At 72.7% G+C, this 25,619-nt stretch carries 20 protein-coding genes; 4 read left to right on the top strand and 16 right to left on the bottom strand.

The genetic code is table 11. The features are described from left to right. Positions 1-3: 3 nt before the first annotated feature. From ACIRO3_RS27435 to ACIRO3_RS27390, 10 genes are all read right to left on the bottom strand, one after another. Positions 4-816, bottom strand: a complete 813-nt coding sequence (locus ACIRO3_RS27435) for an Ig-like domain-containing protein (protein ID WP_404141288.1) — start codon at positions 814-816, stop codon at positions 4-6. Continuing rightward, a complete protein-coding gene (locus ACIRO3_RS27430) occupies positions 813-1,652 on the bottom strand; it encodes a rhamnogalacturonan acetylesterase (protein WP_404141287.1) in 840 nt (279 codons plus the stop codon). Before ACIRO3_RS27430 ends, ACIRO3_RS27435 begins: the two co-directional genes overlap by 4 nt. 2 nt (positions 1,653-1,654) lie before the next feature. Then, a complete protein-coding gene (locus ACIRO3_RS27425; RefSeq protein ID WP_361774616.1) occupies positions 1,655-3,160 on the bottom strand; it encodes a bifunctional cytidylyltransferase/SDR family oxidoreductase in 1,506 nt (501 codons plus the stop codon). Positions 3,161-3,235: 75 nt separating this feature from the next. After that, positions 3,236-5,230, bottom strand: a complete 1,995-nt coding sequence (locus ACIRO3_RS27420) for a hypothetical protein (protein WP_361774613.1) — start codon at positions 5,228-5,230, stop codon at positions 3,236-3,238. A gap of 160 nt (positions 5,231-5,390) precedes the next feature. After that, a complete protein-coding gene (locus tag ACIRO3_RS27415) occupies positions 5,391-6,443 on the bottom strand; it encodes a signaling protein (RefSeq protein WP_404141284.1) in 1,053 nt (350 codons plus the stop codon). A 169-nt stretch (positions 6,444-6,612) separates the two neighbouring features. Beyond that, on the bottom strand, positions 6,613-8,751 hold the full coding sequence (locus ACIRO3_RS27410; RefSeq protein WP_404141282.1) for a 3-hydroxyacyl-CoA dehydrogenase NAD-binding domain-containing protein: 2,139 nt from the start codon (positions 8,749-8,751) through the stop codon (positions 6,613-6,615). After that, positions 8,748-9,974, bottom strand: coding sequence for an acetyl-CoA C-acyltransferase (locus tag ACIRO3_RS27405; protein ID WP_366000408.1), 1,227 nt, complete (start codon positions 9,972-9,974; stop codon positions 8,748-8,750). The genes ACIRO3_RS27410 and ACIRO3_RS27405 overlap by 4 nt, the downstream gene beginning before the upstream one ends. 228 nt (positions 9,975-10,202) lie before the next feature. Then, entirely contained in the window at positions 10,203-11,483 is a 1,281-nt protein-coding gene (locus tag ACIRO3_RS27400; RefSeq protein ID WP_366149065.1) for a ribonuclease D, read from the bottom strand. A 171-nt stretch (positions 11,484-11,654) separates the two neighbouring features. Continuing rightward, positions 11,655-12,317, bottom strand: a complete 663-nt coding sequence (locus tag ACIRO3_RS27395; protein WP_007267191.1) for a response regulator transcription factor — start codon at positions 12,315-12,317, stop codon at positions 11,655-11,657. 300 nt (positions 12,318-12,617) lie between these two features. Beyond that, a complete protein-coding gene (locus tag ACIRO3_RS27390) occupies positions 12,618-13,274 on the bottom strand; it encodes a DUF3000 domain-containing protein (RefSeq protein WP_404141280.1) in 657 nt (218 codons plus the stop codon). A gap of 91 nt (positions 13,275-13,365) precedes the next feature. Between ACIRO3_RS27390 and hemE the strand changes: the two genes are divergently transcribed. Then, positions 13,366-14,430: a uroporphyrinogen decarboxylase gene (gene hemE / locus ACIRO3_RS27385; protein WP_361774595.1), complete on the top strand. Its 1,065-nt coding sequence runs from the start codon at positions 13,366-13,368 to the stop codon at positions 14,428-14,430. 60 nt (positions 14,431-14,490) lie between these two features. On the opposite strand, the gene ACIRO3_RS27380 is transcribed toward hemE, so the two are convergent. Both ACIRO3_RS27380 and ACIRO3_RS27375 read right to left on the bottom strand, forming a co-directional pair. After that, entirely contained in the window at positions 14,491-15,873 is a 1,383-nt protein-coding gene (locus ACIRO3_RS27380; RefSeq protein ID WP_404141278.1) for an FAD-dependent oxidoreductase, read from the bottom strand. Positions 15,874-15,946: 73 nt separating this feature from the next. Beyond that, entirely contained in the window at positions 15,947-17,023 is a 1,077-nt protein-coding gene (locus ACIRO3_RS27375) for a DUF4349 domain-containing protein (RefSeq protein ID WP_404141276.1), read from the bottom strand. A gap of 138 nt (positions 17,024-17,161) precedes the next feature. On the opposite strand from ACIRO3_RS27375, the gene hemG reads away from it, so the two are divergent. Continuing rightward, positions 17,162-18,640, top strand: coding sequence for a protoporphyrinogen oxidase (gene hemG, locus ACIRO3_RS27370; protein ID WP_404141274.1), 1,479 nt, complete (start codon positions 17,162-17,164; stop codon positions 18,638-18,640). Between the two features lie 4 nt (positions 18,641-18,644). Then, entirely contained in the window at positions 18,645-19,358 is a 714-nt protein-coding gene (hemQ, locus tag ACIRO3_RS27365; RefSeq protein ID WP_361774583.1) for a hydrogen peroxide-dependent heme synthase, read from the top strand. 115 nt (positions 19,359-19,473) lie between these two features. Here the strand turns inward: hemQ and ACIRO3_RS27360 are convergent, their stop codons facing one another. From ACIRO3_RS27360 to ACIRO3_RS27345, 4 genes are all read right to left on the bottom strand, one after another. Then, the gene (locus tag ACIRO3_RS27360) at positions 19,474-21,132 is read right to left on the bottom strand and encodes an alpha/beta fold hydrolase (protein WP_404141272.1); all 1,659 of its coding nucleotides are present in this window, start codon (positions 21,130-21,132) and stop codon (positions 19,474-19,476) included. A 148-nt stretch (positions 21,133-21,280) separates the two neighbouring features. Next, on the bottom strand, positions 21,281-22,378 hold the full coding sequence (locus ACIRO3_RS27355; protein WP_404141270.1) for a TIGR04222 domain-containing membrane protein: 1,098 nt from the start codon (positions 22,376-22,378) through the stop codon (positions 21,281-21,283). Beyond that, the gene (locus ACIRO3_RS27350; protein WP_404141435.1) at positions 22,375-23,673 is read right to left on the bottom strand and encodes a DUF692 domain-containing protein; all 1,299 of its coding nucleotides are present in this window, start codon (positions 23,671-23,673) and stop codon (positions 22,375-22,377) included. Before ACIRO3_RS27350 ends, ACIRO3_RS27355 begins: the two co-directional genes overlap by 4 nt. A gap of 163 nt (positions 23,674-23,836) precedes the next feature. Further along, on the bottom strand, positions 23,837-24,814 hold the full coding sequence (locus tag ACIRO3_RS27345) for an aminoacyl-tRNA hydrolase (RefSeq protein ID WP_404141268.1): 978 nt from the start codon (positions 24,812-24,814) through the stop codon (positions 23,837-23,839). A gap of 71 nt (positions 24,815-24,885) precedes the next feature. On the opposite strand from ACIRO3_RS27345, the gene ACIRO3_RS27340 reads away from it, so the two are divergent. Continuing rightward, positions 24,886-25,560 (top strand): AIM24 family protein, encoded by a 675-nt coding sequence (locus ACIRO3_RS27340; protein ID WP_404141266.1) that lies wholly within the window; start codon positions 24,886-24,888, stop codon positions 25,558-25,560. Positions 25,561-25,619: the final 59 nt, after the last annotated feature.

Raw genomic sequence — 25,619 nt, 5'->3', positions numbered from 1 at the left:
TCTTCAGTTCTGCGCGGACCGCTGGGGCGCGGGCACGGGCCACGGCATCTCGCCGGACAGTTCGGGCCACTGCCAGGGACGGAAGGCGACGTCCGTCGTGTGTTCCGGGAACGCGCCCGGCGTGGCGGCGAGCTCGCCGACGAAGACGTTGACGTGCGAGGTCTGCTCGCCCGCCCCGGGAGTGCCCACCACGTACGCGAAGCGGTCGTATCCGACGAAACCCGGTTCGGGCGTGTAGGTCACCCACCCGTCGTACGACAACTGCGCGTCGCCGTGGCCCGGCCGGGTCACGGAGATCGCCGCGGATCCGGCGGGGGCGCCGGACAGCACGTGCACCGAGCCGGGGGTGTTGGGCTCGGTCGCGATGCGCAGACCGCGCGCGGCAGGCCGGCGCAACGGCAGGGCCTGCGTGTCGAGTCGCCCCGTACGGACCATCTTGCGCCCGGAGGCGTCCGGGACGCCCACCATGATCTGGGGGCGGATCCGGGGGGCGTCGGCGGTCTCCGCGGCCCGCAGGTGCAGGACACCGGTACCGGTCTCACCCGCCTCCGCGCGCACCCGGAACCAGCGCTGCCGGGGGAAGTACTCCAGCCCCTGGAGGCCGACGATCTCACCGGCGGCGGTCAGCGGGGCCGCCAGGAGGTACGCGCAGCCGCGCGGGGCGGCCCGGTCCACGGCCACCGAGAGGCCGAACTGGACGACCTCGCCGGGGGCCACGCCGTGTCGCGGGTCCGCCGAGGAGTACAGGCCCGCGTAGGCGGCGCCCAGGGAGGGATCCGCGCCGAGGGCCCGGCCCCGGCCGAGGAGGTGGTTCACGCGCCGGACTCCTTGTTCGCGGGGGCGGTGCCGGCCGGGGGCATGCTCGACACACGGGTCTTGGTGCGGTGCCAGAACGTCTCCTCGTCCAGCCAGCCCAGCTCCTCGTACGAGAAGGCGGTCCGGTCGAGGTCGCGGCCCCAGTGCGCGGGGATCACACCCTGCTCCAGCATGCTGCGGGCGATGAACCGCGCGCACTCGATCGCGCCCTCGGCCCGCAGGTGGACGTTGTCCCCGTCCAGCACGTGCTCCTGGAGCGGCTCGCCCGGTCGCAGGTAGGTGAAGACGGCCTTGGAGGCCTCCGGCCCGAGCTCCTCCCACCACTGGAGGCTCTGCTCGTACAGGTCGACGACCGGCACGTGCTCGTCCTCGGCCAACTGACGGGCGGCGACCGGATAGTCCCCGAGGAAGCGCGCGACGTTGCCGTGCCGGTCGATCCGACGCCGCTCGTACGGCAGCAGGATCACCGGGTGCGCACCGCGCTCGCGGGTCCCGTGGACGTACGCCGCCATGTGCTCCAGGAAGGTGGAGAAGGGCTCGGTGTGCAGGCCGGGGTCCGGCTTCCAGTCCGTCTGCCCGAAACCGAAGAGCAGGTAGTCACCCGGCCGCACGGTGTCCAGGATCCACTGGAGCCGGCCGCGCTCGCGGAAGCTCTTGGAGCTGGCCCGCGCCCGGGAACAGTTGACCACCTCCACCGCCTCGTGGAGGAACAGCGGCAGCGCCTGGGTCCAGCCCGCCATCGGCAGGAAGCTGTAGGGCCGGCTGACCGCGTTCGAGCCGCCCGCCACGAAGATCCTCGGGCGGTGCTCCTGTCGCGGTCCGGGTGCGTACGGCACGCCTAGACCCCCTCGTCCCCGGCCGTCTGGGCCAGTACCGCCGCCAGCGCCGCCTCGAAGGCCGATCGCTGCGCGGGGTTGGCCGTCGGGTCCTGCCGGCGGACGTCGACGACGTGTCCGGTCATCGCGGACAGCAGGACGTCCAGCGAGGTCAGGGCCACCGCCTCGGAGCTCAGCAGGGTTCCGGTCGGCTCCTCGCCGAAGGCCTTGACGCGCATCGGGGTGGCGGTGCGCTCCGGGTTCACGCAGTTCACGCGGATGTGGTCCTCGGCCCACTCGTCGGCCAGTGCCTGCGTCAGGTTGACCATGGCGGCCTTCGCCGACGAGTACAGGCTGTAGTTCGCGCGGCCCCGGGTGTAACTGCTGGAGGTGAAGAGCAGCAGCTGCCCCTCGGTCTCGCCGAGGTACTTGTGGGCGGCCCGCGCGATCTGCACGGGGGCCAGGTAGTTGACCTCCAGCGACTGCCGGATCGTGTCGTCGTCCGTCTCGTCGAGGCGACCGACCCGCAGCACGCCCGCGGTGTTCACCACGTGGTCGATCCGGCCGGTGCGCGCGTACGCGTCGGCCAACGCGGCCTCGACGTGGGCGGGGTTCTCCACGTGGGTGCCGGTGGTGGAACGCCCCAACGCGAAGACCCGGGCACCGAAGCTCTCGGCGATCCGCGCGATGTCGGCGCCGATCCCGTACGAGCCGCCGAAGACCACCATCGTCTTGCCGGACAGCTGCTCGCGGTAGGCGGCCTCGTCGGCGTGGGCGGGCGCGGCGTGCGAGGCGAGCTGGAACAGCTTGTCCGCGATGAACACGTCGACCGGCTGGGTGACCTTCATGTTGTACTCGTCGCCCGCGACCACGTGGACCGGAACGTCGGGCAGGTACTTGACGACCACGGAGCAGTCGTCGGTGGCCTGGAAGAACGGGTCGGCGGCCGCCCGCTCGTACGCGCCGCGGATCGTGGACAGCCGGAAGCCCTGGGGGGTCTGGCCCCGGCGCAGCCGGGAGCGGTCCGGGACCTCGGTGATGAACTCGCCGTCGTCCCCGTGGGTCCGCGTCACGATCACGGTGTCGGACGACGGGATGGCCACGTCGACGGCCTGGTAGCGCTCCAGGGACTCGACGCACTCGCGGACCACGCGCTGCGAGAGCAGCGGGCGCACGGCGTCGTGGAAGAGCAGGTTGATGTTCTCGTCCGCCTCCCGCCCCTGCGAGGCCGCGGCGATGGCGATGCGGGTGGTCTCGCTCCGCGTCGCTCCGCCGGCCAGCACCCGGGAGACCTTGGTCAGGCCCGCGCGCTCGACGATCCGGCGGGCTTCCTCCAGGTGGTCGGGCGTCATGAGGAGGAGGATCTCGTCCACGTCGGCCGCGGTCTCGAAGATGTGCAGCGTGTGCTCCAGGATCGGCTTGCCGGCGATCTTGAGCAGTTGCTTCGGTATCTCGAGCCCGATGCGTTGGCCGGTCCCCCCTGCGAGAACAACGGCGATGGTACGGCGGGGGGTGGTACTGGACGGCACGGTCTCCTTCTTCCTCTGAGCTGGGGGTGGGGACCACGGCCGGACGGATGCGGTCGGCCGTGGGTGGGGCGCCGGCTAGGCGGGGAAGGGCGCCGGCTCCGGGTACTCGATCGGGAAGTCGAGGACTCCGCGACGGTAGAGGTCGTTCGCGGCGTCGTTGAAGCGAACGGCCGACGGCGGGTACTCCGCGCCGAGGAGGTACTCCTTGAGCTGCTCCCGGTAGGGGGCCATGTGGTCCTCGGCCGGGTTGAGCATCGCCTCGATCGCCTCGGACAGGCCGTTGCAGTCGGCGTCGAGCAGGTACGAGGCGTACGCCGTGCGCTGCTCGTTGCGGAACTCCTGGTCGGGCAGACCGTCGAGGTTGAAGATCGCGTACGGCTTGAGGGTGGCGACGAAGTCGGACACCACGCTCGACATGTCGCCGATGAGCAGGTCGGAATGGTTGAAGCAGTCGTACAGGGCGGGGATCCGGCCCGTCACCACGTGGTGCGCGGCGTCGGGCATCGCGCTCCAGTACAGGGTCCCGGCCTGGTTGCGGCTGCGCCGGATGCGGGCGGTCCGTTCCTCTTCGCTGAGGTCGGGGTACGGGGAGCGGACACCGCGCTCGGAGAGGTCGGCGATGCGCTGGTCGAGGCGGGCCAGCTTCCGGCTCGCGGCCTTGGAGTCGCTCACGTTGCGGCCGAAGCGCCGGGCGTTGTCCTCCTCCAGGAGGGCGATGACGCGTCGGTGCGCGGCGGCGGCCTGGGGCGAGCGGGAACCGGTCAGCGGGTGCGGCTTGTAGATCACCCGGATGTCGAGCTCGTGGTCGAGCAGCGCCTGGATGAGCTTCTCGCCGGCCGGCAGCACCGAGGTGTAGCAGGCGTCGTCGGTCCAGCCCTCCCAGGTGGGGGCGTAGATGACGGTGGGCACGGGGTTCGTCGCCCGGCCGGTCCAGCGGTGCAGGGGCATCAGCTGGGGCCGGCCGACCTCGACGATCTGGTTGTGCGTCACCGCGTGCTTGATGCGCTCGTAGCGGTCGCGGCCGGCCCGGCCGGCCACCCAGATCTCGTCGAAGACCTTGCTGACGCGGTTGCTGCTGGCGAGCTTGTCGCTGTCGCCGTGGCCGATGAAGACGTGCTTGACCTCGGCGCGCTGGAGCATGTGCACGTTCTTGCCCGCGTTGCCGGGATAGAGGGCGACCCGGAGTTCGTGCATCTCGACGCGCGCGAGGTTGTCCGCCTTGGGCACGCAGATGACGGGAACCGACGTGGCGTCCAGGTACCGCAGGGTGGCCCGCTCGCGCAGCACGATGATGGGCCGCAGCTCCAGGGACTCCAGGGACTCCAGCCACATGTTGACCTGGTACATGAAGTCTTTGGAGATGGCGGCGAAGGTGAAGTAGAGCGCGACCTGGGGGCGGTATTCGGCCAGCTGGCGGTTCAGCTCGTCGAGGGCCTCGTCGGTGGTGGGCAGCTTGAGCGCGTTGCGCGCGTCGGGCAGCAGCACCAGGAGGGAGAGGTAGGCGAGGAAGACCGTGATGATCATGCCGTACGTGACCCAGCGCCAGTTGTCGGTCGCGATGGTGGCGAGGGCGCCGGCGACCAGGGGGATGTCCAGGTGCAGGGTCTTGCGGACGTGCTTGTCCACCAGGAAGGGGTGCGGCATGCGACGGATGCCCAGCGCGTCCAGGTCCAGCCCTCGGGTGGTGAACGGCAGTTCGTTGCGCTGCTTGCGGACGTGCTTGAGGAGCGCGCCGTAGGCGAGTTGCAGGATGAACAGGAGGAGCAGGCCGATGGTCGTCATCTGCGCCACGAACGACTCGATGTCGGCGATCGCCCCGCACAGGCCCAGCAGCAGGAACTGCCGGATCAGGAAGCGCATGGTCAGGCCGAAACGCGAATCGCGCAGCCGCTCCAGGGTCGTCGACTCCGTGGTGTGGAGCATCAGGTCGGCCGCGTAGCTGAGGGCCGCGCAGTACGCGAACATCGGCAGGGAGACGGTCGCCACCGCCGCCATCATCCCGAGGAAGCTGAGGATGAGCCCGGCGCTGATCAGAACGCCCGTGAAGGCGTGCAGTCGTTTGGGGCCCATCGTGGGAGGCCTCCCCGTGGAGGTGTTGAGATTCGGCGGAAGTGTCGCAGTAGTATAAGCAGCCGTATGGAGGAGTTAAGAACACGAGGTGACGCTCGGGCCAATGGTTGGTGGCCCTTGTGGGCGCACGTGTGGCCTTCGTCCCCCAAGGTCCGATTGCTCACCCTGTAAAGCGATACACCGTCAGCTCGCGCCGGTCCTCGGCCTTGACGGAAAAGCCCACGCACAAAGCGGGGCGGGAATCCGCGGTGCCGATCGCCATTCCCTCCGGCTCCCGGAAGGGCAGATCCGGTGCCACAGTCACTTTGTGTCGACCCTGGGCCCGGCCCGTACGGACGTCGATCGCCGAGACGTGCGTGTTCCCGCCGGACTTCCGGGGATTGTTCCCGTCCTTGGTCGTGTACGGGCGGCCGGTGAGGATGTAGACGAAGTTCCCGTGCAGGGCGCAGCCCTGGAACCACTCCTCTTCCTTCACCTGCACACCGGCCCGCACGACGTGCACGGGGTCGAAGCGGCCGGCGAGGAAGTCCGCCATCCGGTACACGGAGAGCCGGTGCTCCCCGTCGATCTCGTGGCTCACCAGCACGCGCCCACCGGCCAGGTCGAGCGCGGGGGACACGTCGGACGCGCCCGGGACCGGATCGTAGTGCGGAACCCGCCGGTCGGACCCGTCGACCACGCCACCGTCGTCGAACAACACGCGGGCGACCGCGGTCCCGTAGCCGCTGTCCTCGTCGGGCCTGCTCTCCACCCAAATGTAGGTGTGCTTCCCTACGGGCTCGACGCCGAAGGAAATCCCGTGGCCGAAGCCGCGCAGATACATGTGCCCGAGGGATATTCCCGTACTGCTCAGCCGGGTCAGGCACATATCGCCGGCGGTCTTTCGGTCGCCGGAAGTGAGCGGCGCCGACTCGTCCTCCAGTTGAATGCCGCTTTGAATGGTCTGAAGGGTATAGACCAAACCGTTGGCATCGTCGAAGGCGAACGACTGCGGACCCGTCGTATTGAATAGCGGCGTCGCCGCCAGCAGTTCGGCGCCAGTCCGCATGTCGAAGTCGCCGGCCGTCGGCTGGGGGTCGGGTTCCTCCCGGGCGGGCTCGTCCGGTTCCGGTGCGAGCGCCCACGTCAGACCGGCCGCGGCCAACCCGGCGGCGACCGCGCCACCGCCGAACATCAGGGTCCGGCGGCTGAAAAGTATCGTGTCATCCGCCATGCCGATATTCTGCCGGCCCCCGCGCGGGCCGGCGCCGCCGCCCCCGCGCAAGACCGCGCACACGCCCCCGCAGGGCCCCGCCCCCACCGGCGCGGACGCCGGAAACGGCGGACGCCCGCCCCCGCTCGGGGGACGGGCGTCCGTTCGACACGTCGACGACGGCCGAGGGTCAGACGGGGATGCTCGCCAGACCCGGGGCGAGGAACTTCTTGCCGTTCACCCGCTCCGAGACGCCCTCACGGTCCAGGTACGGCGTCACGCCGCCCAGGTGGAAGGGCCAGCCGGCGCCGGTGATGAGGCAGAGGTCGATGTCCTGGGCCTCGGCCACGACACCCTCCTCCAGCATCAGACCGATCTCCTGCGCCACCGCGTCCAGGACGCGGTCGCGGACCTGCTCCTCGGTCAGGACGCTGTCGCCCTGGACCAGGAGCGCGGCGACCTCGGGGTCGAGCTCCGGCTTGAAGCCGTTCTCCGCGTTGTAGACGTAGAAGCCGCGCTTGCCCGCCTCGACGACCCGCTTGAGGTTGGGGGAGACGGTGAAGCGCTCCGGGAAGGCGCGGTTCAGGGTCTCGGAGACGTGCAGGCCGATGGCCGGACCCACGAGCTCCAGCAGCACCAGCGGGGACATCGGCAGGCCGAGCGGCTCGATCGCCTTCTCGGCGGTGGCCACCGGGGTGCCCTCGTCGATGACGTTCTGGATCTCGCCCATGAAGCGGGTCAGGATGCGGTTCACCACGAACGCCGGGGCGTCCTTGGTGAGGACCGCGGTCTTCTTCAGCTTCCGCGCGACACCGAAGGCCGTGGCCAGCGAGGCGTCGTCGGTCTGCTCACCGCGGACGATCTCCAGCAGCGGGAGGATCGCGACCGGGTTGAAGAAGTGGAAGCCGACCACGCGCTCCGGGTGCCGGAGCTTCGAGGCCATCTCGGAGACCGACAGCGAGGAGGTGTTGGTGGCGAGGATCGCGTGCGCCGGGGCGACCGCCTCGACCTCCGCGAACACCTTCTGCTTGACGGACATCTCCTCGAACACGGCCTCGATGATGAAGTCCGCGTCCGCGAAGCCCTCGGCCTTGTCCAGGACACCGCTCACCAGGGCGGTCAGGCGGTTGGCCTTGTCCTGGTTGATGCGGCCCTTGCCGAGCAGCTTCTGGATCTCGGCGTGGACGTAGCCCACGCCCTTGTCCACGCGCTCCTGGTCGATGTCGGTGAGGACCACCGGCACCTCCAGGCGACGCAGGAAGAGCAGCGCCAGCTGCGAGGCCATCAGACCCGCGCCGACGACGCCGACCTTGGTGACCGGACGGGCCAGCGACTTGTCCGGGGCGCCGGCCGGGCGCTTGGCGCGCTTCTGGACCAGGTTGAAGGCGTAGATGCCGGAGCGCAGTTCGCCGCCCATGATGAGGTCGGCCAGGGCCGCGTCCTCGGCGTCGAAGCCCTTCTGCAGGTCGCCGTCCTTGGCCGCCTCGATGATCTCCAGCGCCCGGTAGGCGGCCGGGGCCGCACCGTGCACCTTGGAGTCCGCGATCCCGCGGCCGCGAGCGACCGCCGCGTCCCAGCCCTCGCCGCGGTCCACGTCGGCCCGTACGACCTCGGTGGCGCCGTTCAGGACGTTCGCCGTCCAGATCAGCGACTGCTCCAGGAAGTCGGCACCCTCGAACAGGGCGTCGGCGATGCCCAGTTCGAAGACCTGCTTGCCCTTGAGCTGGCGGTTCTGGTTCAGCGAGTTCTCGATGATCACCGAGACCGCGCGGTCCGCGCCGATCAGGTTCGGCAGCAGGGCGCAGCCGCCCCAGCCCGGTACCAGGCCGAGGAAGACCTCGGGCAGCGAGAAGGCCGGGATGGCCTTGGAGACGGTGCGGTAGGTGCAGTGCAGACCGACCTCGACACCGCCGCCCATGGCCGCGCCGTTGTAGTACGCGAAGGACGGGACGGCCAGCGCCGACAGGCGCTTGAAGACGTCGTGGCCGCCCTTGCCGATGGCGAGCGCGTCGTCGTGCTTCTTGAGCAGCTCGACACCCTTGAGGTCGGCGCCGACCGCGAAGATGAACGGCTTGCCGGTGATGCCCGCGCCGACGATGGAGCCCGCGAGGGCCTCCTGCTCGACCTGGTCGATCGCCGCGTTCAGGTTGGCGAGGGACTGGGGGCCGAAGGTGGTCGGCTTGGTGTGGTCGAAGCCGTTGTCCAGCGTGATGAGCGCGAAGCGCCCGGCGCCGAACGGCAGGTCCAGGTGACGGACGTGCGCGGACGTGACGACCTCGTCCGGGAACAGCTCGGCCGCGCCCTTCAGGAGCTCAGCGGTGGTGCTCACTTGGAGTCTCCCTCGGCGTTGAAGTTCGGGTTCTCCCAGATGACCGTGGCGCCCATGCCGAAGCCGACGCACATGGTGGTCAGGCCGTAGCGGACGTGCGGCTGCTCCTCGAACTGGCGGGCCAGCTGCGTCATCAGACGGACGCCGGAGGAGGCGAGCGGGTGGCCGAAGGCGATGGCGCCGCCGTACTGGTTCACGCGGGAGTCGTCGTCGGCGATGCCGTAGTGCTCCAGGAACGCGAGGACCTGGACCGCGAAGGCCTCGTTGATCTCGAAGAGACCGATGTCGTCGATCGTCAGGCCGGCCTGCGCCAGGGCCTTCTCGGTGGCCGGGATCGGGCCGTAACCCATGACCTCCGGCTCGACACCGGCGAAGGAGTACGCGACCAGGCGCATCTTGACCGGGAGGTTGTTCTCCCGGGCGAAGTCCTCGGACGCGATGATCGCGGCGGTGGCGCCGTCGTTGAGACCGGCGGCGTTGCCCGCGGTGACCCGGCCGTGGGTACGGAACGGGGTCTTCAGGCCGGCCAGGTTCTCCAGCGTGGTGCCCGGACGCATCGGCTCGTCGGTGGTGACCAGGCCCCAGCCCGTCTCGCCGGCGGCCTCGTTGGTGTTGCGCACCGAGATCGGGACCAGGTCCTGCTGGATCTTGCCGTCGGCGTACGCCTTGGCGGCCTTCTCCTGCGAGCGCACGGCGTACTCGTCGGCGCGGAGCTTGGTGATCGTCGGGTACCGGTCGTGCAGGTTCTCGGCGGTCATGCCCATGAACAGGGCGGACTCGTCGACCAGCTTCTCGGAGACGAAGCGCGGGTTCGGGTCGACGCCCTCACCCATGGGGTGACGGCCCATGTGCTCGACGCCGCCGGCGAGGGCGACGTCGTACGCGCCGAAGGCCACGCCGCCCGCGACGGCGGTCACGGCGGTCAACGCGCCGGCGCACATGCGGTCGATGGAGTAGCCGGGCACGGACTGCGGGAGGCCCGCCAGGATGCCGGCGGTGCGGCCCAGGGTCAGACCCTGGTCACCGATCTGCGTGGTCGCGGCGATGGCGACCTCGTCGATCTTCGCGGGGTCCAGGTCCGGGTTGCGGCGCAGCAGCTCCCGGATCGCCTTGACGACGAGATCGTCGGCGCGGGTCCCGTTGTAGATGCCCTTGGGGCCCGCCTTGCCGAACGGGGTGCGGACGCCGTCGACGAAGACGACGTCCCTGACGGTACGAGGCACGTTGGCTCTCCTCCAGGTGCGGGTGTGCGCTGCTGCGCGGGGGCGCGGTCGCGTTGTTTGCTGAGCGCCCGCTCACCTGCCCCATGCTACTTGCGGGTAACCAATGTGCACACCCTCTCCGTGAGGAGCGGCGAAGGTCACACTCCCACGGCCGGCCTCCCTCGGCGGCGGGGACGCGGGAAGCCCTCCGGCCGGGGGGCCGGGGGGCTTCCTGTGGGGTGGAGGGGGTCAGTCGGTGGCGGCGAGCGCCTCGACCAGCGCCGGGGTGACCTGCTCGATCTGCCAGGGGCGGGCGCCGTGGGCCGCCAGGGCCTGCGACACCGTGTCCGCCTCCAGACGCTGCGGCGGCTCCCAGCACAGCCTGCGGACCGTGTCGGGGGTGATCAGGTTCTCCTGGGGCAGGTTCAGCCCCTCGGCCAGCGCCGTGACGGCGGTCCGGGCCGCCGAGAGCCTGGCGGCCGCGGCCGGGTCCTTGTCCGCCCAGGAGCGCGGCGGCGGCGGGCCGGCCGGGGTGGCGCCCGGCTGCGGCAGTTCGTTCTCGGGCAGCGCCTTGGCCCGGTCCACGGCGGCCATCCACTGTTCCAACTGGCGCCGGCCCATCCGCTGCCCGTAGCCGGGGAGGGCGGACAGCGCGCTCGCGTTGAGCGGCATGGCCAGGGCGGCCTCGACGATCGCCGTGTCCCCCAGCACCTTGCCGGGCGACACGTCCCGCCGCTGCGCGATCCGGTCGCGGGACTCCCACAGTTCCCGTACGACGGCCATCTGCCGGCGCCGGCGCACCTTGTGCATGCCGGAGGTGCGGCGCCACGGGTCCTTGCGGGGGGGCGCGGGCGGGGCGGAGGCGATGGCGTCGAACTCCTGGTGGGCCCAGTCCAGCTTGCCCTGCCGGTCCAGTTCCTTCTCCAGGGCGTCGCGCAGGTCCACCAGCAGTTCCACGTCGAGCGCGGCGTAGCGCAGCCACGGCTCCGGGAGGGGACGGGTGGACCAGTCGACGGCGGAGTGGCCCTTCTCCAGCGTGTAGCCGAGCACGCTCTCGACCATCGCGCCGAGTCCGACCCGGGGGAAGCCCGCCAGGCGGCCCGCCAGTTCGGTGTCGAACAAAGAGGTGGGGGCCATGCCTATGTCACGCAGGCACGGCAGGTCCTGGGTGGCGGCGTGCAGGATCCACTCGGTCCCGGACAGCGCCTCGCCCAGGCTGGAGAGGTCGGGGCAGCCGACCGGGTCGATCAGCGCCGATCCCGCGCCTTCGCGGCGCAGCTGCACCAGATAGGCGCGCTGCCCGTAGCGGTAGCCGGAGGCGCGCTCGGCGTCGACGGCGACGGGGCCGGTGCCCGCGGCGAAGGCCGCGACCACCTCGGCGAGGGACTCCGCGTCGGCGACCACCGGGGGGATGCCCTCGCGGGGCTCCAGCAAGGGAACGGGCAACCCATCGGACGAAACCTCTTCGTCCGGGGGGCCGCCCCCGGTGGTGGTGCGCAGGTGTGCTGCGGTCTCTTGGGCGTCGGTCACCGGTCAAGGGTATCCGTGGATGTGGCGCGCCCGTCGCCGGAACGTTCCGGCGACGGGCGCGAGGGTGGGACGGGGTGGGGACGGGGAGCGGCGGGAGGGAGGGGACGGGGTGCGGCGCGAACGGGTCCCGGCGGTCTTCCCGGGACGTCCCCCGGGAGCCACCGGGCGCGGTCAGTGGATGATTCCGGTCCGCAGGGCGACGGCGACCATCCCGGCCCGGTCGCCGGTGCCCAGCTTGCGGGCGATCCGGGCGAGGTGGGACTTCACGGTCAGTGCGGACAGGCCCATCGAGACGCCGATGGCCTTGTTGGACTGGCCCTCCGCGACGAGGCGCAGGACCTCGACCTCGCGGCCGGAGAGCTCTCGGTAGCCGCCCGGGTGGCTCGGGGCACCCGGGGGGCGGCGGTGCATGCGGGCGGCGGCGGCACCGATGGGGGCGGCGCCGGGCCGGGTGGGGAGTCCGATGTTGGTCCGGGTGCCGGTGACGACGTAGCCCTTCACGCCGCCCGCGAGGGCGTTGCGCACGGCGCCGATGTCATCGGCGGCGGACAGGGCCAGGCCGTTCGGCCAGCCGGCGGCGCGGGTCTCGGAGAGCAGGGTGAGACCGGAACCGTCGGGCAGGTGTACGTCGGCCACGCAGATGTCGCGCGGGCTGCCGACGCGGGGGCGGGCCTCCGCGATGGACGACGCCTCGATCACATCACGTACTCCGAGGGCCCACAGATGGCGGGTCACGGTGGAACGGACGCGCGGGTCGGCCACGACGACCATGGCCGTCGGCTTGTTCGGGCGGTAGGCGACCAGGCTTGCGGGCTGCTCGAGAAGAACGGACACCTAGGCCTCCTGGGGGAGTGGCGGAAACGTCTCGGCCGGGGGAAGGAAGCCGGTGCGCTCCGTGCTGATGGTCATTGACTCCTTCGGCACGTCACCCGCCCGGCTTTAGGGAATGATCACGATTTGGTGAGTAACAATTCGGGCAATTCGGACGCACGATCGATCAATGGATGATCAGAAGCCCGCAACGAATGCACGTTCTGGCACTCCGATGCGGGCTCGATCGGTCGGTCCGACCCGGCGCCCCCCTCCCGGGGAGTCCCCGGGAGGGGCGCGCGGTGCGGCCGAGCGGCCCCTTGACTACGGGTGGTGCGGACCGCGCCGCTGTGGCAGGGAGACCACACCGGTGACGGTGTCCGTGGGCCCGATCGGCGGCAGCCCCGCGATTTGACACAGCAGCTCGCACCAGGCCGACAGATGGGCCGAGGTGTCCGGCACCCCGCCCACCCCCTCGCGCGGCGTCCACGAGGCCCTGATCTCGATCTGGGTGGCCGGCCGCCGCTCCGAGAGCCCGCCGAAATAGTGCGAGCTCGCCATGGTCACCGTCCCGCTGGGCTCCCCGTACGTCAGCCCGCGCGCGTCCAGGGCCCCCGTCAGCCAGGACCAGCACACCTCGGGCAGGAGCGGGTCCGCGGCCATCTCCGGCTCCAGTTCCGCCCGTACCAGCGTCACCAGGCGGAAGGTGCCCTGCCAGGCGTCGTGCCCGGACGGATCGTGCAGCAGGATCAGCCGGCCGTCGGCCAGATCGTCCTCGCCGTCGACGACCGCCGCCTCCAGCGCGTAGGCGTACGGGGCAAGTCTCTGCGGCGGCTTCGTGGGGTCGATCTCGATCCCCTGCCGCAGCCGCGCCTTCTTCAAGCCGTCGACCGCCCGCCGGAACGGGAGCGGGACGGAGCTCTCCTTCGCGCTGTCCACACCGTCAGCGCCATCTGAAAATCGTCCCTGAGCCGCAGCCATGCGGGGAAGACTAGGCGGAACGAGCGGCCGGACGGCGCAGGGACACCCGCGCCGGGTCGGGCACTTCTTCGTACGTGCGAGGATTTGAGTCGTGAGCGCCAACGACCGCCCCAAGGGCCAGCCGAGTCAGACGTACGATTCCGCCTTCTTGAAGGCGTGCCGGCGGGAGCCGGTTCCGCACACCCCGGTGTGGTTCATGCGGCAGGCGGGGCGCTCGCTGCCGGAGTACCGCAAGCTGCGCGAGGGCACGCAGATGCTGGAGTCCTGCATGCGGCCCGACCTGGTCACCGAGATCACCATGCAGCCCGTGCGGCGGCACGGCGTGGACGCCGCGATCTTCTTCTCCGACATCGTGGTCCCGCTCAAGGCGATCGGCGTCGACCTCGACATCAAGCCGGGCATCGGCCCCGTCGTCGCCCAGCCGATCCGCCGCCGCGAGGACCTCGCACAGCTGCGCGACCTCACTCCGGAGGACGTCTCGTACGTCACCGAGGCGATCGGCATGCTCACGGGTGAATTGGGCTCCACGCCGTTGATCGGCTTCGCCGGCGCGCCTTTCACCCTCGCGAGCTACCTCGTCGAGGGCGGCCCCTCGAAGAACCACGAGCACACCAAGGCCCTGATGTACGGGGACCCGCAGCTCTGGGCCGACCTGCTGGACCGCCTCGCCGAGATCACCTCCGCCTTCCTCAAGGTCCAGATCGAGGCCGGCGCCTCCGCCGTCCAGCTCTTCGACTCCTGGGTCGGCGCGCTGGCCCCCGCGGACTACCGGCGCTCGGTGATGCCGGCGTCGGCGAAGGTCCTGGAGTCCGTGGCCTCGTACGGGGTCCCGCGCATCCACTTCGGCGTGGGCACGGGCGAGCTGCTCGACCTGATGGGCGAGGCCGGCGCGGACGTCATGGGCGTCGACTACCGGGTCCCGCTGAACGAGGCCGTGCGTCGCGTCGGCCCCGGCAAGGCGCTCCAGGGCAACCTGGACCCGGCCGTCCTCTTCTCCACCCCGCAGGCCGTGGAGGCCAAGACCCGTGAGGTCCTGGACGCCGCCGCCGGCCTGGAGGGCCACGTCTTCAACCTCGGTCACGGCGTCCTGCCGACCACGGACCCCGACGCGCTGACCCGCCTGGTGGAGTACGTCCACACGCGGACGGCGCGCTAGCCGGTCCCCCGCCGAGCCGCTTCCCCGGGCCCACGGCCCCGGGAAGCGGCTCGCGCGGTTTCAGACCCCCGCCGAGCGGACCGCGGTGACGGCCTTGCGGGCCGCCACCAGGATCGGGTCCCAGACCGGGGAGAACGGTGGGGCGTAGCCCAGGTCCAGGGAGACGACCTGGTCCACCGTCATGCCGGCCGTGAGGGCGACCGCCGCGATGTCGACCCGCTTCGCGGCGCCGGCCCCGCCGACGATCTGCACGCCCAGCAGCCGGCCCGTGCGGCGTTCCGCCAGCATCTTCACCGTCATCCCGGTCGCGCCCGGGTAGTAGCCCGCGGTGTTGGTGGAGCGGATCGTCGCCGTCACGAAGCGCAGCCCCGCCTCCCGCGCGTCGCGTTCGCGCAGCCCCGTGCGGGCGATCTCCAGGTCGCACACCTTGCTCACCGCGGTGCCGACCACCCCGGGGAAGGTGGCGTAGCCGCCCCCCACGTTCGAGCCGATGACCTGACCGTGCTTGTTGGCGTGGGTGCCCAGGGGGATGTGCCGCGAGCGACCCGCCACCAGGTCCAGGACCTCCACGCAGTCACCGCCCGCCCAGACGTCCTCGTGGCCGCGGACCCGCATCGAGAGGTCCGTCAGCAGACCGCCCGACTCGCCCAGGGGGAGGCCCGCCGCGCGGGCCAGGGCCGTTCTGGGCTCCACGCCCATGCCCAGGACCACCACGTCGGCCGGGTACTCGTCCCCCGCCGCCGTGGCCACACCGCGCGCGCGACCCTCCTCGTCCGTGAGGACCGCCGTCACCTCGGCGCGGGACACCGTACGGATGCCCATGCCGTTCATCGCGGTGTGCACGAGGCCGCCCATGTCCGGGTCCAGGGTGACCATCGGCTGTTCGCCCCGGTGCAGGACGGTGACCTCGAAACCCCGACCGACCAACGCCTCCGCCATCTCGACGCCGATGTAGCCCGCGCCGACCACGACCGCCCGGCGGCCCCGCGTACGTTCCAGGTCGTCCATCAGACGTTGCCCGTCGTCCAGGGACTGGACGCCGTGGACCCCGTGCGCGCCGATGCCGGGCAGCCGGGGTCGGATCGGACGGGCGCCCGTCGCCAGGACCAGCTTGTCGTACGCCGTCCAGGACTCGGCGCCCGAATCGAGGTCCCGGGCACGCACGCGCCGGCCCGCGAGGTCCAGCCCCACGACCTCGGTGCGGGTGCGCAGGTCGATGTCCCGCGCGCGGTGCTCCTCGGGGGTGCGGGCGATCAACTCGTCCCGGCCGGCGACCTGTCCGCCGACCCAGTAGGGGATCCCGCACGCGGAGTACGAGGTGAAGTGCCCCCGCTCGAAGGCGGTGATCTCCAGCTCCGCCGGGCCCCTCAGCCGCCGGGCCTGCGACGCGGCGGACATCCCCGCCGCGTCGCCGCCGATCACCACCAGTCGTTCCGCCGCCATCGTCCGCACCGTCCTCCACCGCCGCCGTCAGGTGGGGGACACGCTACGGGCCGCCGCCCGAAAGGGTGTTCCCTCAGCGGTCGGAGTCGACCCCGGCGTCGGAGTCGGCCGCCCCGCGGGAGTCCGCGGACCGAGACGGCTGCCCCGGCACCGTCGCCCACTTCCGGGTCAGGCCCGTCTTCGGCGTCGCCGGGCGGAACCTGCGGTACACCCGCACGCCCGCCACCACCAGCGCGGCCGCCAGGGCGAACGGCAGGACGGCGCCCACCGCCAGGGCCAGGTACCGCACCAGCGTCGTGAAGACGTCCCAGCCGCCGCGCAGGGCGTCCGTGAACGCCGGCTCGTCCTTCTCCTTCTTCTCCGGGGCCGCCCGCTTCGTGGCCGGCTCGGAGACCTCCAGGGTGATCGTGCCGAGCGCGGTCCGGTCCTTCAGCGCGGACTGCTGGGCCAGCAGCGACTCCAGGTCGGACTGACGCCGGCTCAACTCGCTCTCCAGCATGACCACGTCGGAGAGCGCCGAGGCCTTCTCCATCATCTCCCGCACCCGCGCCACGCTGGCCTGCTGGGACCGGACCCGGCTGTCGACGTCCGCGACCTTCTCCGTCACGTCCTGCGCCTCGACCTTCCGGTTCAGCAGCTTCCCGCCGCCCTCCAGCGCGCCCAGGACGGAGTCGAAGCGCTCGCCCGGCACCCGCAGGGTCACCGACGAGGTCATGCGGCCGTCGTCGTCGCGCCGCGTGGACTCGTTGCCGACGTACCCGCCCGCGTTCTCGGCCGCCGTGCGCGCGGCGGAGAGCGCCTTCTGCGCGTTCGTCGTCTCGATCGCCAGGGTCGCCGTACGGATGATGTGCGGGCGGACCGTCACCGGCTCCCGACCCGCGTCCGCCCCCGCCGAGGGGGCCGCCGCCCCGGGCTTGCCCTGGGCCGCGCCCTGCTGGGGGGCGGCCTCGCGCGGGCCGGCCGCGGCCTTGTCGGCGGACGAGGACCGGGCCTCGTCGCCGGAGGAGGCCGAGCAGCCGGTGAGCGCGAGGGTCCCGGCCAGGGAGAGGGCGGCCAGGGTCGCCGCCGTGCGGTTCCCGGCCGCGCGCCGGCGGGTCGTGCGGTGGCCGGCCGTGCCGTGTCCGTGCGTGGTGCCGGGTGTGGTGCCCATCAGTGATACCCCCGAGGTTCGGCCGTCGTTGCCCGTTCGACGTCCAGGGTCCGGCCGCGGGTTTCGCTTCCTCGGTCCCGAGGTGATCCCGATGCGGTCACGGTCCGGCCTCGTTGATCGATCTGAGACGATGTGTCCATGCACGAAGCGGACACGCGTACGGATCGACCGGCCCCCACCGGTCACGTCGTCGTCATCGGCGGCGGTATCGCGGGCCTCGCGGCGGTCCACCGACTCCTCGCCGACGGGCTCCGCGTCACCCTCCTGGAGGCCGGCCCGCGCCTCGGCGGCAAACTGCGCGCCGGCGAACTCGCGGGCCTGCCCGTCGACCTCGGCGCCGAATCGGTGCTCGCCCGCCGTCCCGAGGCGGTCGACCTCGCCCGTGCCGTCGGGCTCGGCGAGGCCCTCCAGCCTCCCGCCACCGCCACCGCCCACCTGTGGACCCGGGGCGCGCTGCGTCCCATGCCGCGCGGCCACGTCATGGGCGTGCCCGGCGACGTGGGTCCCCTCGCCGCCTCCGGGGTGCTCTCCGCCGAGGGCCTGGCTCGGGTCGAGGCCGAGCACGCGCTGCCACCCACCGAGATCGGCGAGGACGTGGCCGTCGGCGAGTACGTCGCCGCGCGCCTCGGTCGCGAGGTCGTCGACCGGCTGGTGGAACCCCTTCTCGGCGGGGTCTACGCGGGCGACGCCTACCGCATCTCGATGCGCGCCGCCGTCCCCCAGCTCTTCGAGGCGGCCCGCGCCCACGCGCTGCTCGGCGACGGGGTGCGGGAGATCCAGCGCCGGGCGCAGGCCCGACCCGGCCCGGCCGGACCGGTCTTCGCCGGCATCGAGGGCGGCATCGGACGGCTCCCGCTCGCCGTGGCCGACGCGTGCCGCGCCGCCGGGGCGCGGATCTCGCTCGACACCCCCGTGCGCGAGATCGTCCGTACGCCCGAAGGCTGGCGGGTGGCCGCCGGATCCGAGGTCATCGAGGCCGACGGCGTGGTCCTGGCCGTCCCGGCCGGCGCCGCCGCCCGACTGCTCGACGACCTCGCGCCCACCGCGGCCGTCGAACTGCGTGACGTCGATTACGCCTCCATGGCCCTGGTCACGATGGCCTTCCGGCGCTCCGACCTGCCGGCCGCGATCGCCGACGGCGGCGCCAGCGGCTTCCTCGTACCGCCCGTGGACGGCCGGACCATCAAGGCCTCCACCTTCTCCTCCAACAAGTGGGCGTGGGCCGGGGCCGATCCGGACCTGTTCCTGCTGCGGACCTCCGTGGGCCGGCACGGCGACGAGGGCGACCTGGCGCGCGACGACGCCGACCTGATGGAGGTCTCGCTGGGCGACCTCGGCGCCGCCGTGGGCCTCGCGGCCCGGCCCGTCGCCTCCACCGTCACCCGCTGGGACGCCGGACTGCCGCAGTACCCGGTGGGCCACCTCGACCGGGTCGCCCGGATCCGGGCCGCCGTGAGCGCCCTGCCGGGCCTCGCGGTGTGCGGCGCGCTGTACGACGGGGTCGGCATCCCGGCCTGTGTCGCGAGCGCCGGCAAGGCCGCGGACACCGTGCTCGCGGGACTTCGAACGCGTTCGGGACCCCTGGCGAAGACCACTGATCAGCACACGGGACAATAGGCACATGACTGCACCAGAGAAGATTCCCAACGCGGGGAAGAAGGCGAAGGACCTGAACGAGGTCATTCGCTACACCCTGTGGTCCGTCTTCAAGCTGAAGGACGTCCTGCCCGAGGACCGCGCCGGTTTCGCCGACGAGGTCCAGGAGCTGTTCGACCAGCTGGCCGCCAAGGACATCACCGTCCGCGGCACCTATGACGTCTCCGGCCTGCGCGCCGACGCCGACGTCATGATCTGGTGGCACGCGGAAACCTCCGACGAGCTGCAGACCGCGTACAACCTGTTCCGCCGCACCCGGCTGGGCCGCGCCCTGGAGCCGGTCTGGTCGAACATGGCCCTGCACCGCCCGGCCGAGTTCAACAAGTCGCACATCCCGGCGTTCCTGGCCGACGAGAACCCGCGCGACTACGTCAGCGTGTACCCCTTCGTGCGCTCGTACGACTGGTACCTGCTGCCCGACGAGGACCGTCGCCGCATGCTCAAGGACCACGGCATGATGGCGCGCGGCTACCCGGACGTGCGTGCCAACACCGTCGCGTCCTTCTCGCTGGGCGACTACGAGTGGATGCTGGCCTTCGAGGCCGACGAGCTGTACCGCATCGTCGACCTCATGCGTCATCTGCGTGCCTCCGAGGCCCGTATGCACGTCCGTGAGGAAGTCCCCTTCTACACCGGACGCCGCAAGTCCGTCGCCGATCTGGTGGCCGGGCTCGCCTGAGACCTCCCCTGGGGGGAAGGAACCGGAGGAGCGCACCCCTGACACAGGGGCGGGCCTCCGGTGGATCGGGAGGCCCTGCCCCCGAATCGACGCAGCCGGAGATCCGCCCGGAAGTTCAGACGACAGGCGGCAGCAGGGCCCTGGGAGCATTCCCCGGGGCACGTGTTGCCCGGTCGTCCAGCGACACCGGTGCGGGCTCCGGATGCGGCGCGCACGTGCGACGCCAACCCCGGGTCTCACCCCTCAGCAAGTACCGCTCCACATGGGCGTCGACGCACTCGTTGCGACCGCCGGCCACCCCGTGGGCGCCCGCGCCCAGCTCCGTGACCAGGGCGGCCCGCGCGCCGAGCCGCCGTTGCAGCTCCAGAGCCCCCGCATGGGGAGTGGCCCCGTCCCGCTCCGCCGCGACGATCAGGGTCCGCGGGAGCCGGGAGCCCGGGCGCTCGCCCACCTCCACCGGCTGTTGCCGCTCCCGTACCGGCCAGTTCGCGCACGGCAGGTTCAGGAACGCGTTCGCCCAGGTCTCGAAGGGCGCCCGGCGCGCCAGCTCCGTGTGGTCACGGTCCCAGGTCGCCCAATCGGCGGGCCAGGAGGCGTCGTTGCACAACACCGCCGTGTACACGGCCGTCGCGTTCCGCGCCCCGGCGGCCGAGGCCTGGTCGGGGTCCGGTCCGGCCTGCTCCACGAGCGGGCCGGGGTCGCCCCGCAGGAAGGCCGCCAGGGCGGCCGCCCGGTCCGGCCAGACGTCGTCGTAGTACGCGGCCCGCAGGAACGCGGACTGCAACTCGCCGGTCCCGACCACCCCGCCGGCGGGCACCCGGGCCACCGCGCCGCGCACCCGCTCCCAACTCGCCCGCACGGCCTCGGGGGTGGCGCCCAACCGGTAGGTGGCGTGGTGCCGGGCCACCCAGGCGCGGAAGTCGTACCAGCGCCGCTCGAAGCCGAGGGCCTGGTCGAGGTTGTTGCGGTACCAGACGCGGCGCGGGTCCGGGTCGACCGCCGAGTCGAAGACCATCCGCCGGACGTGCTCCGGGTACAGGGTGGCGTAGACCGCCCCCAGGTAGGTGCCGTACGAGGCGCCCAGGAAGGTCAGCTTCCGGTCGCCGAGCGCGGCGCGGAGCACGTGCAGGTCCCGGACGTTGTTCAGCGTCGTGTAGTGCCGCAGGGCCTCGCCGGAGCGGAGCGCGCATCCCCGGGCGTAGGACCGGGCGGCGGCGAGGCGTTCCGCCTTGTAGGCCGCCGAGGGCTCGACCGGCACCCGGGTGGGGCCCTCCGGCCGCCCGCCGGGTCCCCGACAGGACAGCGGGGCGGACCGGCCGACACCGCGCGGGGCGTAGCCGACCAGGTCGTAGGCGGCGGCGAGTCGCCTCCAGGCGGGCAGCCCGGCGACGAGGGGGAAGGACATCCCGGAGCCGCCCGGGCCGCCGGGGTTGAAGACCAGCGAACCCTGTCGGGGGGCCTTCGCCCGGCCGGTGGCGGCGGCCCGGCCGACGGTGAGGGAGATCTGCGGGCCGTCGGGGCGGGCGTAGTCGAGCGGCACCCGAAGGGAGGCGCAGCGGACCGGGTCGGACAGCTCCTCGACGGCGGGACAGGTGCGGAAGACGAGGGGGCTGCGGGAGGCGCGCCCGGCGACGAGCGCGGCGCCGGCCGCCGCGGCCGGATCCCCACCGAGGGGCGGGGCCGACCCGGCGGCCGGGGCCGGCGCGGGTGCGGCCAGGACGAGGGAGAGTGCCACCGCGGCGGCGGCCCCGTGGCGTGCGAGCGTCGTCCGCATGGCGGCCCCTTCATCTCATCGGCTGGTCCGATCAGATGCCGTCGCGCGCCCCCTGTAAAGGATCACCCGCCGGTGTCGGGTCCCGTGCCCCCGTTGCCGCGCCCGGCGCCCCCCGCTTGCCGTACGGGGTGCGCCGTCGATCGGGTCGTCAGGAGCTGCTGGAGCAACTGGACCCGGACGAACTGCTGCAACTGGAACTCGACGACGACGAGCAGCTCGAACCCGACGAGGACGAGCAGCTCGAACCGCCGCCGCCCCCGCCGCAGCCGGACCCGGAGGACCCACAGCCCGAGCCGCCGCCGGAGCAGCTCGCACCACCGCCACCGCCACCGCCACCGCCACCACAGCCGGAGCCGGACCCGGAGGACCCGCAGCCCGAGGTGCCGGTGGCGCTGCTCGCGCACCACACGAGGACGGGCAGCACGTCGTCCCCCGACCCCGACGAGGCGTGCGACCGGTACGGCCCGGTCCTGGCCCGGGACTGGGCCGCGGCCAGCCGGGTGCTGCGGGCCGCCGGCACCAGCTGTTGGCGCAGGAACGGGTCGCGCAGGCCCCGCAGCCCGAACAGCGCGGTCTGGACGTGCGGGGTGTGGTCGTTGAGGTAGTGGGCCCGGAACTCGCCGAGCGCGGCCTGTCCCGGGGCGGTGATCCGCCGTCCGGCCCGCCTGGCCAGGACGGCGCCGAGCACGATCCCGGCCGCCAGGACGGGGAACACCTTCACGACGAACGGCACCTGGGGGCCCGCCACCAGGCCCCAGGAGACGATGGTGAGGGGCAGCGACAGCACCAGCAGCCCCCCGCACACGGCGGCCTGGACGATGCCCCACCGCCGCCAGGTGCGTCCCGTACCCGGCGGGGAGAGCAGCCCCCGGTGGGCCAGCGCGTCCCCGATCTCCTGCACGGACGGATCCGACATGGCGGCGTACCGCACCTGGTACAGCCACCCTGAGGGGGCCGACCGGAGCGCCAGCAGGACCGCGCGCTCGGCGGCGTCGTTGGCGCGGGCGCCGGGCCGGGCCTGGACGATGCCCGGCCCGCCGACCACCAGACGGCCGTCGCCGAGCAGCGCGACGAGGGCGCTGTCCACGACCACGCCGGGGCCGCCCGCCATGAACGCGGCCTCCGACAGGTCGTGCAGGCGCTCGGACGGAGCCGCGGCCCGGGGCCGCGAGGCCCGCAGCCCCCGCAGGAGCAGCACGGTGGAGACGATGACGCCGATCCAGACGGCGACGGCGAGGACGTTCACGCGGCCCTCCCCAGCAGGGTCCGGGCCCAGCGCACGATGCGGCGCGGCGGTCGCGTCCCGGCCCGGTCCCGCCACCACAGGGTCAGCCGCCGGCGGGCGGCCGGGTCGGCCGGCAGGTCCTGGATCAACAGGTGTTCGGCGAAGTCCAGGGCGTCCCGGCGGTACCCGTCCGTCATGGGGCGGTGGCGCGCGTAACCGAGGAAGGCGGTGCGGTACGCGTCCTCCCCGCCCAGGATCGCGGGCAGTTCGGGCGCCACCTTCGCCACGACCGACGCCCGCTTGGCGGCCAGCGCCCGCCCCTGCACCCGGATCCGCTGCCGGTCGAAGCCCTCGGGCAGCGGCGTGCCGGCGACCAGCGCCGACAACAGGGCGGCCTGCTGCAACCCGACCCGCGTCCGCGCCTGCTCCGGCGGGGTCTGCTCCGGCGGGGTCTGGGTGGTGCTGTTCGAGCGGGTGGTGCGGGTGGTGCGGGCGCCGAGGTCTGCGGGGCCGCCGTCCAGCACGGCCCGGATGGCGGACAGTTCGCCCTCCAGCTCACCCTCGGGCGGGAAGTCGTCGTCCCGTTCCAGCAGCACGCCGGCCGGCTCGACCCGCCGGCGGAGCTCCGCCAGCACGTCCAACACCACCGGCGGCACGGGGTGCGCGTGCGTGTCGTGCCACACCCCGCCCCGCTCCACGCCGCCGGCGACGTGCACGTACGCGAGCGCGTCCAGCGGGATCGCGTCCAGCACCGCCGCCGGGTCCTCGCCGCGGTTCACCCGGTTCGTGTGCAGGTTCGCCACGTCGATGAGCAGCCGTACCCCCGTCCGCTCCACCAGCTCCGTCAGGAACCGGGCCTCCGTCAGCTCCTCCCCGGGCCACGAGAACAGCGCGGCGATGTTCTCCAGCGCGAGCGGCACGGGCAGCGCGTCCTGGGCGATCCGGACGTTCTCGCACAACACGTCCAGCGCGTCGCGGGTGCGCGGCACCGGCAGCAGGTGTCCGGCCTCCAGCGCCGGCGAGGAGGTCCGTACGAAGGCGATGTGCTCGGTCACCAGCGGCGCCCCCAGGGCCACCGCCCGTTCCCCGAGCGCGGCGAGCTTCCCGGCGTCGGGGCGATCGGCCCCGCCGAGGCCCAACGAGACCCCGTGCGGGACCACGCGGACGCCCCGGTCCAGCAGTCGGTGGAGCGAGGCGGGCAGATGGCCCGGGCAGATGTTCTCGGCCACCACCTCGACCCAGTCCAGGCCCGGCAGCCGTTCCACCGCGTCCGCGATCTCCGGCCGCCAGCCGATGCCCACCCCCAGGTGTGCCATGGGCTTCATGTCCCCCGCCCCCTCTCCTCGGTCCCTCTGCCGGTGTCATGGCCCCGACGGAGTCGCGCCAATCCGCAGGAGGGGACGTTCAGAGCAACATTTGAGGTTCCCCGCGGACGGCGGGCGTCCGGATGCCGGGACGGGGGGCCCGGGCGGTGCGCCCCTACAGCCGCGCCCGCAGGGCCGGATGGTCCGACACCACCGTGCAGGACCCCGGCGCGATCTCGGTGAAACCGGCGTCCCGGACCACCGGCAGCCCGCTCCCGCTCAGCTCGGCCCACCGCTCGCGCGGGGCCGTCCGTACGGCCAGCCGGAAGCCGGAGTCGCGCCACGCGGCGCGGTCGGCGGGCGCCAACTCCCACCACGCCAGCTGGGCGGCGTGCCCGGCCTGGGCCATCGCCTTGCCGGCCGACATGTCCAGGTCCGGGTTGAGCCACAGCACCGGTACGCCGGGCGCGGCCGGGGGAACCGGCTCCGGGTCGTCCAGGTCGGTGCCCGACACCTGGAGCTTGGCCAGTTCCTTGGGCCAGCCGTCGAGCGGCACCGGCGGGAAGACCCGCACCTCGGCCTCCGACGAAGCCTGCGGGGACGCCAGCGGGGACGCCGGGGGAGACGTCTGCGCGGGATCCCGCGCGAGAACCTCGGGCGACACCTCGGGGGAGGCCTGCGGCGGTGCCTGGGCGGGCGGCGCCTGGGCGGGCGGTGTCTGAGCGGTCGGTGTCTGAGCGGTCGGTGTCTGGGCGGAGGTCCGCGGGGGCGCCTCCCCGCGTACCGTCACGCCCGGCAGGGTCCCCGCCTTGCGCCACTCCGCCCCGCGCGCCCGCCGGACCACCTTGCGGATCCGGGCGTCCTGCCAGTCCCGCACGGCCGCGGCCCATTCGCCGTCGCCGTGCGCCCGTTCGTCCGTCAGCAGCACCAGCACCGCGCGGGCCGCCGTCTCCAGCGCGGCGGTCCGCGTCGGCGGCGCCGCCTTCTCGATCCGCACGACGAGCGGCAGCACGAACTGCGGGGCCTCGTCGCGGGTGGCGTGCTCCCGCCGGAAGGGGCTGTCGGCCCCGACCGCGGGCACGGGGGTGGGGGCGGGGTCCCGGAGGGCGTCCCGCGCGGGTCCCCGCGCGGCCTGGGTGTCGTCGGTGCTCATCCGGTCAAGTTTGCCGGCCTCCGCCTCCAGGAGGATGCCGCAGGGGTCCCGGTCGGGTGAGGATCGGACGCATGAAGAGCGATCTTTTTGCGTCCGAGAACCTGGCCCAGCCCGCAGCCGTCCCCGGCATGACCCTGCAGAACGCCAAATCCGTCAAATACGTCGTCAACGGCGAGATGCTGGCCCGCCAGGGCTCGATGGTCGCGTTCCGCGGCAACCTCCAGTTCGAGCGCAAGGGCCAGGGCATAGGCGGCATGCTCAAGCGCGCCGTCACCGGCGAGGGCCTCGCGCTGATGTCCGTACGCGGCCAGGGCGAGGCTTGGTTCGCCCACCAGGCCAACAACTGCTTCATCGTCGACTTCGAGCCGGGTGACGCGCTCACCATCAACGGACGCAACGTCCTGTGCTTCGACCCGGGTCTGTCCTACGAGATCAAGATGATGAAGGGCGCCGGGATGACCGGCGGGGGCCTCTTCAACAGCCTCTTCACCGGCACCGGCAAGCTCGCCGTCGTCTGCGACGGCAACCCGATCGTCATCCCGGTCACCGCCCATGCACCGGTGTTCGTCGACACGGACGCGGTCGTCGGTTGGAGCGCCTCCCTCGACTCCGGGCTGCACCGTTCCCAGTCCGTCGGTTCGATGATCCGCGGCGGTTCCGGCGAGGCCGTCCAACTCAAGCTCAGCGGCGAGGGCTTCGTCATCGTCCGCCCGAGCGAGGTCACCGAGGCGGCCGCGGGACATTGAGTCGGCGGGGCGGCGCGCGGGTCCGACGGCGACACCTCGCGGCGGATCCGGCGCCGCCC

The sequence above is a fragment of the Streptomyces sp. NPDC102278 genome (assembly GCF_044766345.1).
In the GTDB taxonomy this organism is placed as follows: domain Bacteria; phylum Actinomycetota; class Actinomycetes; order Streptomycetales; family Streptomycetaceae; genus Streptomyces.
The sequence above is the reverse complement of the archived record's forward strand: the minus strand, read 5'-3'. Positions and strand labels throughout refer to the sequence as shown.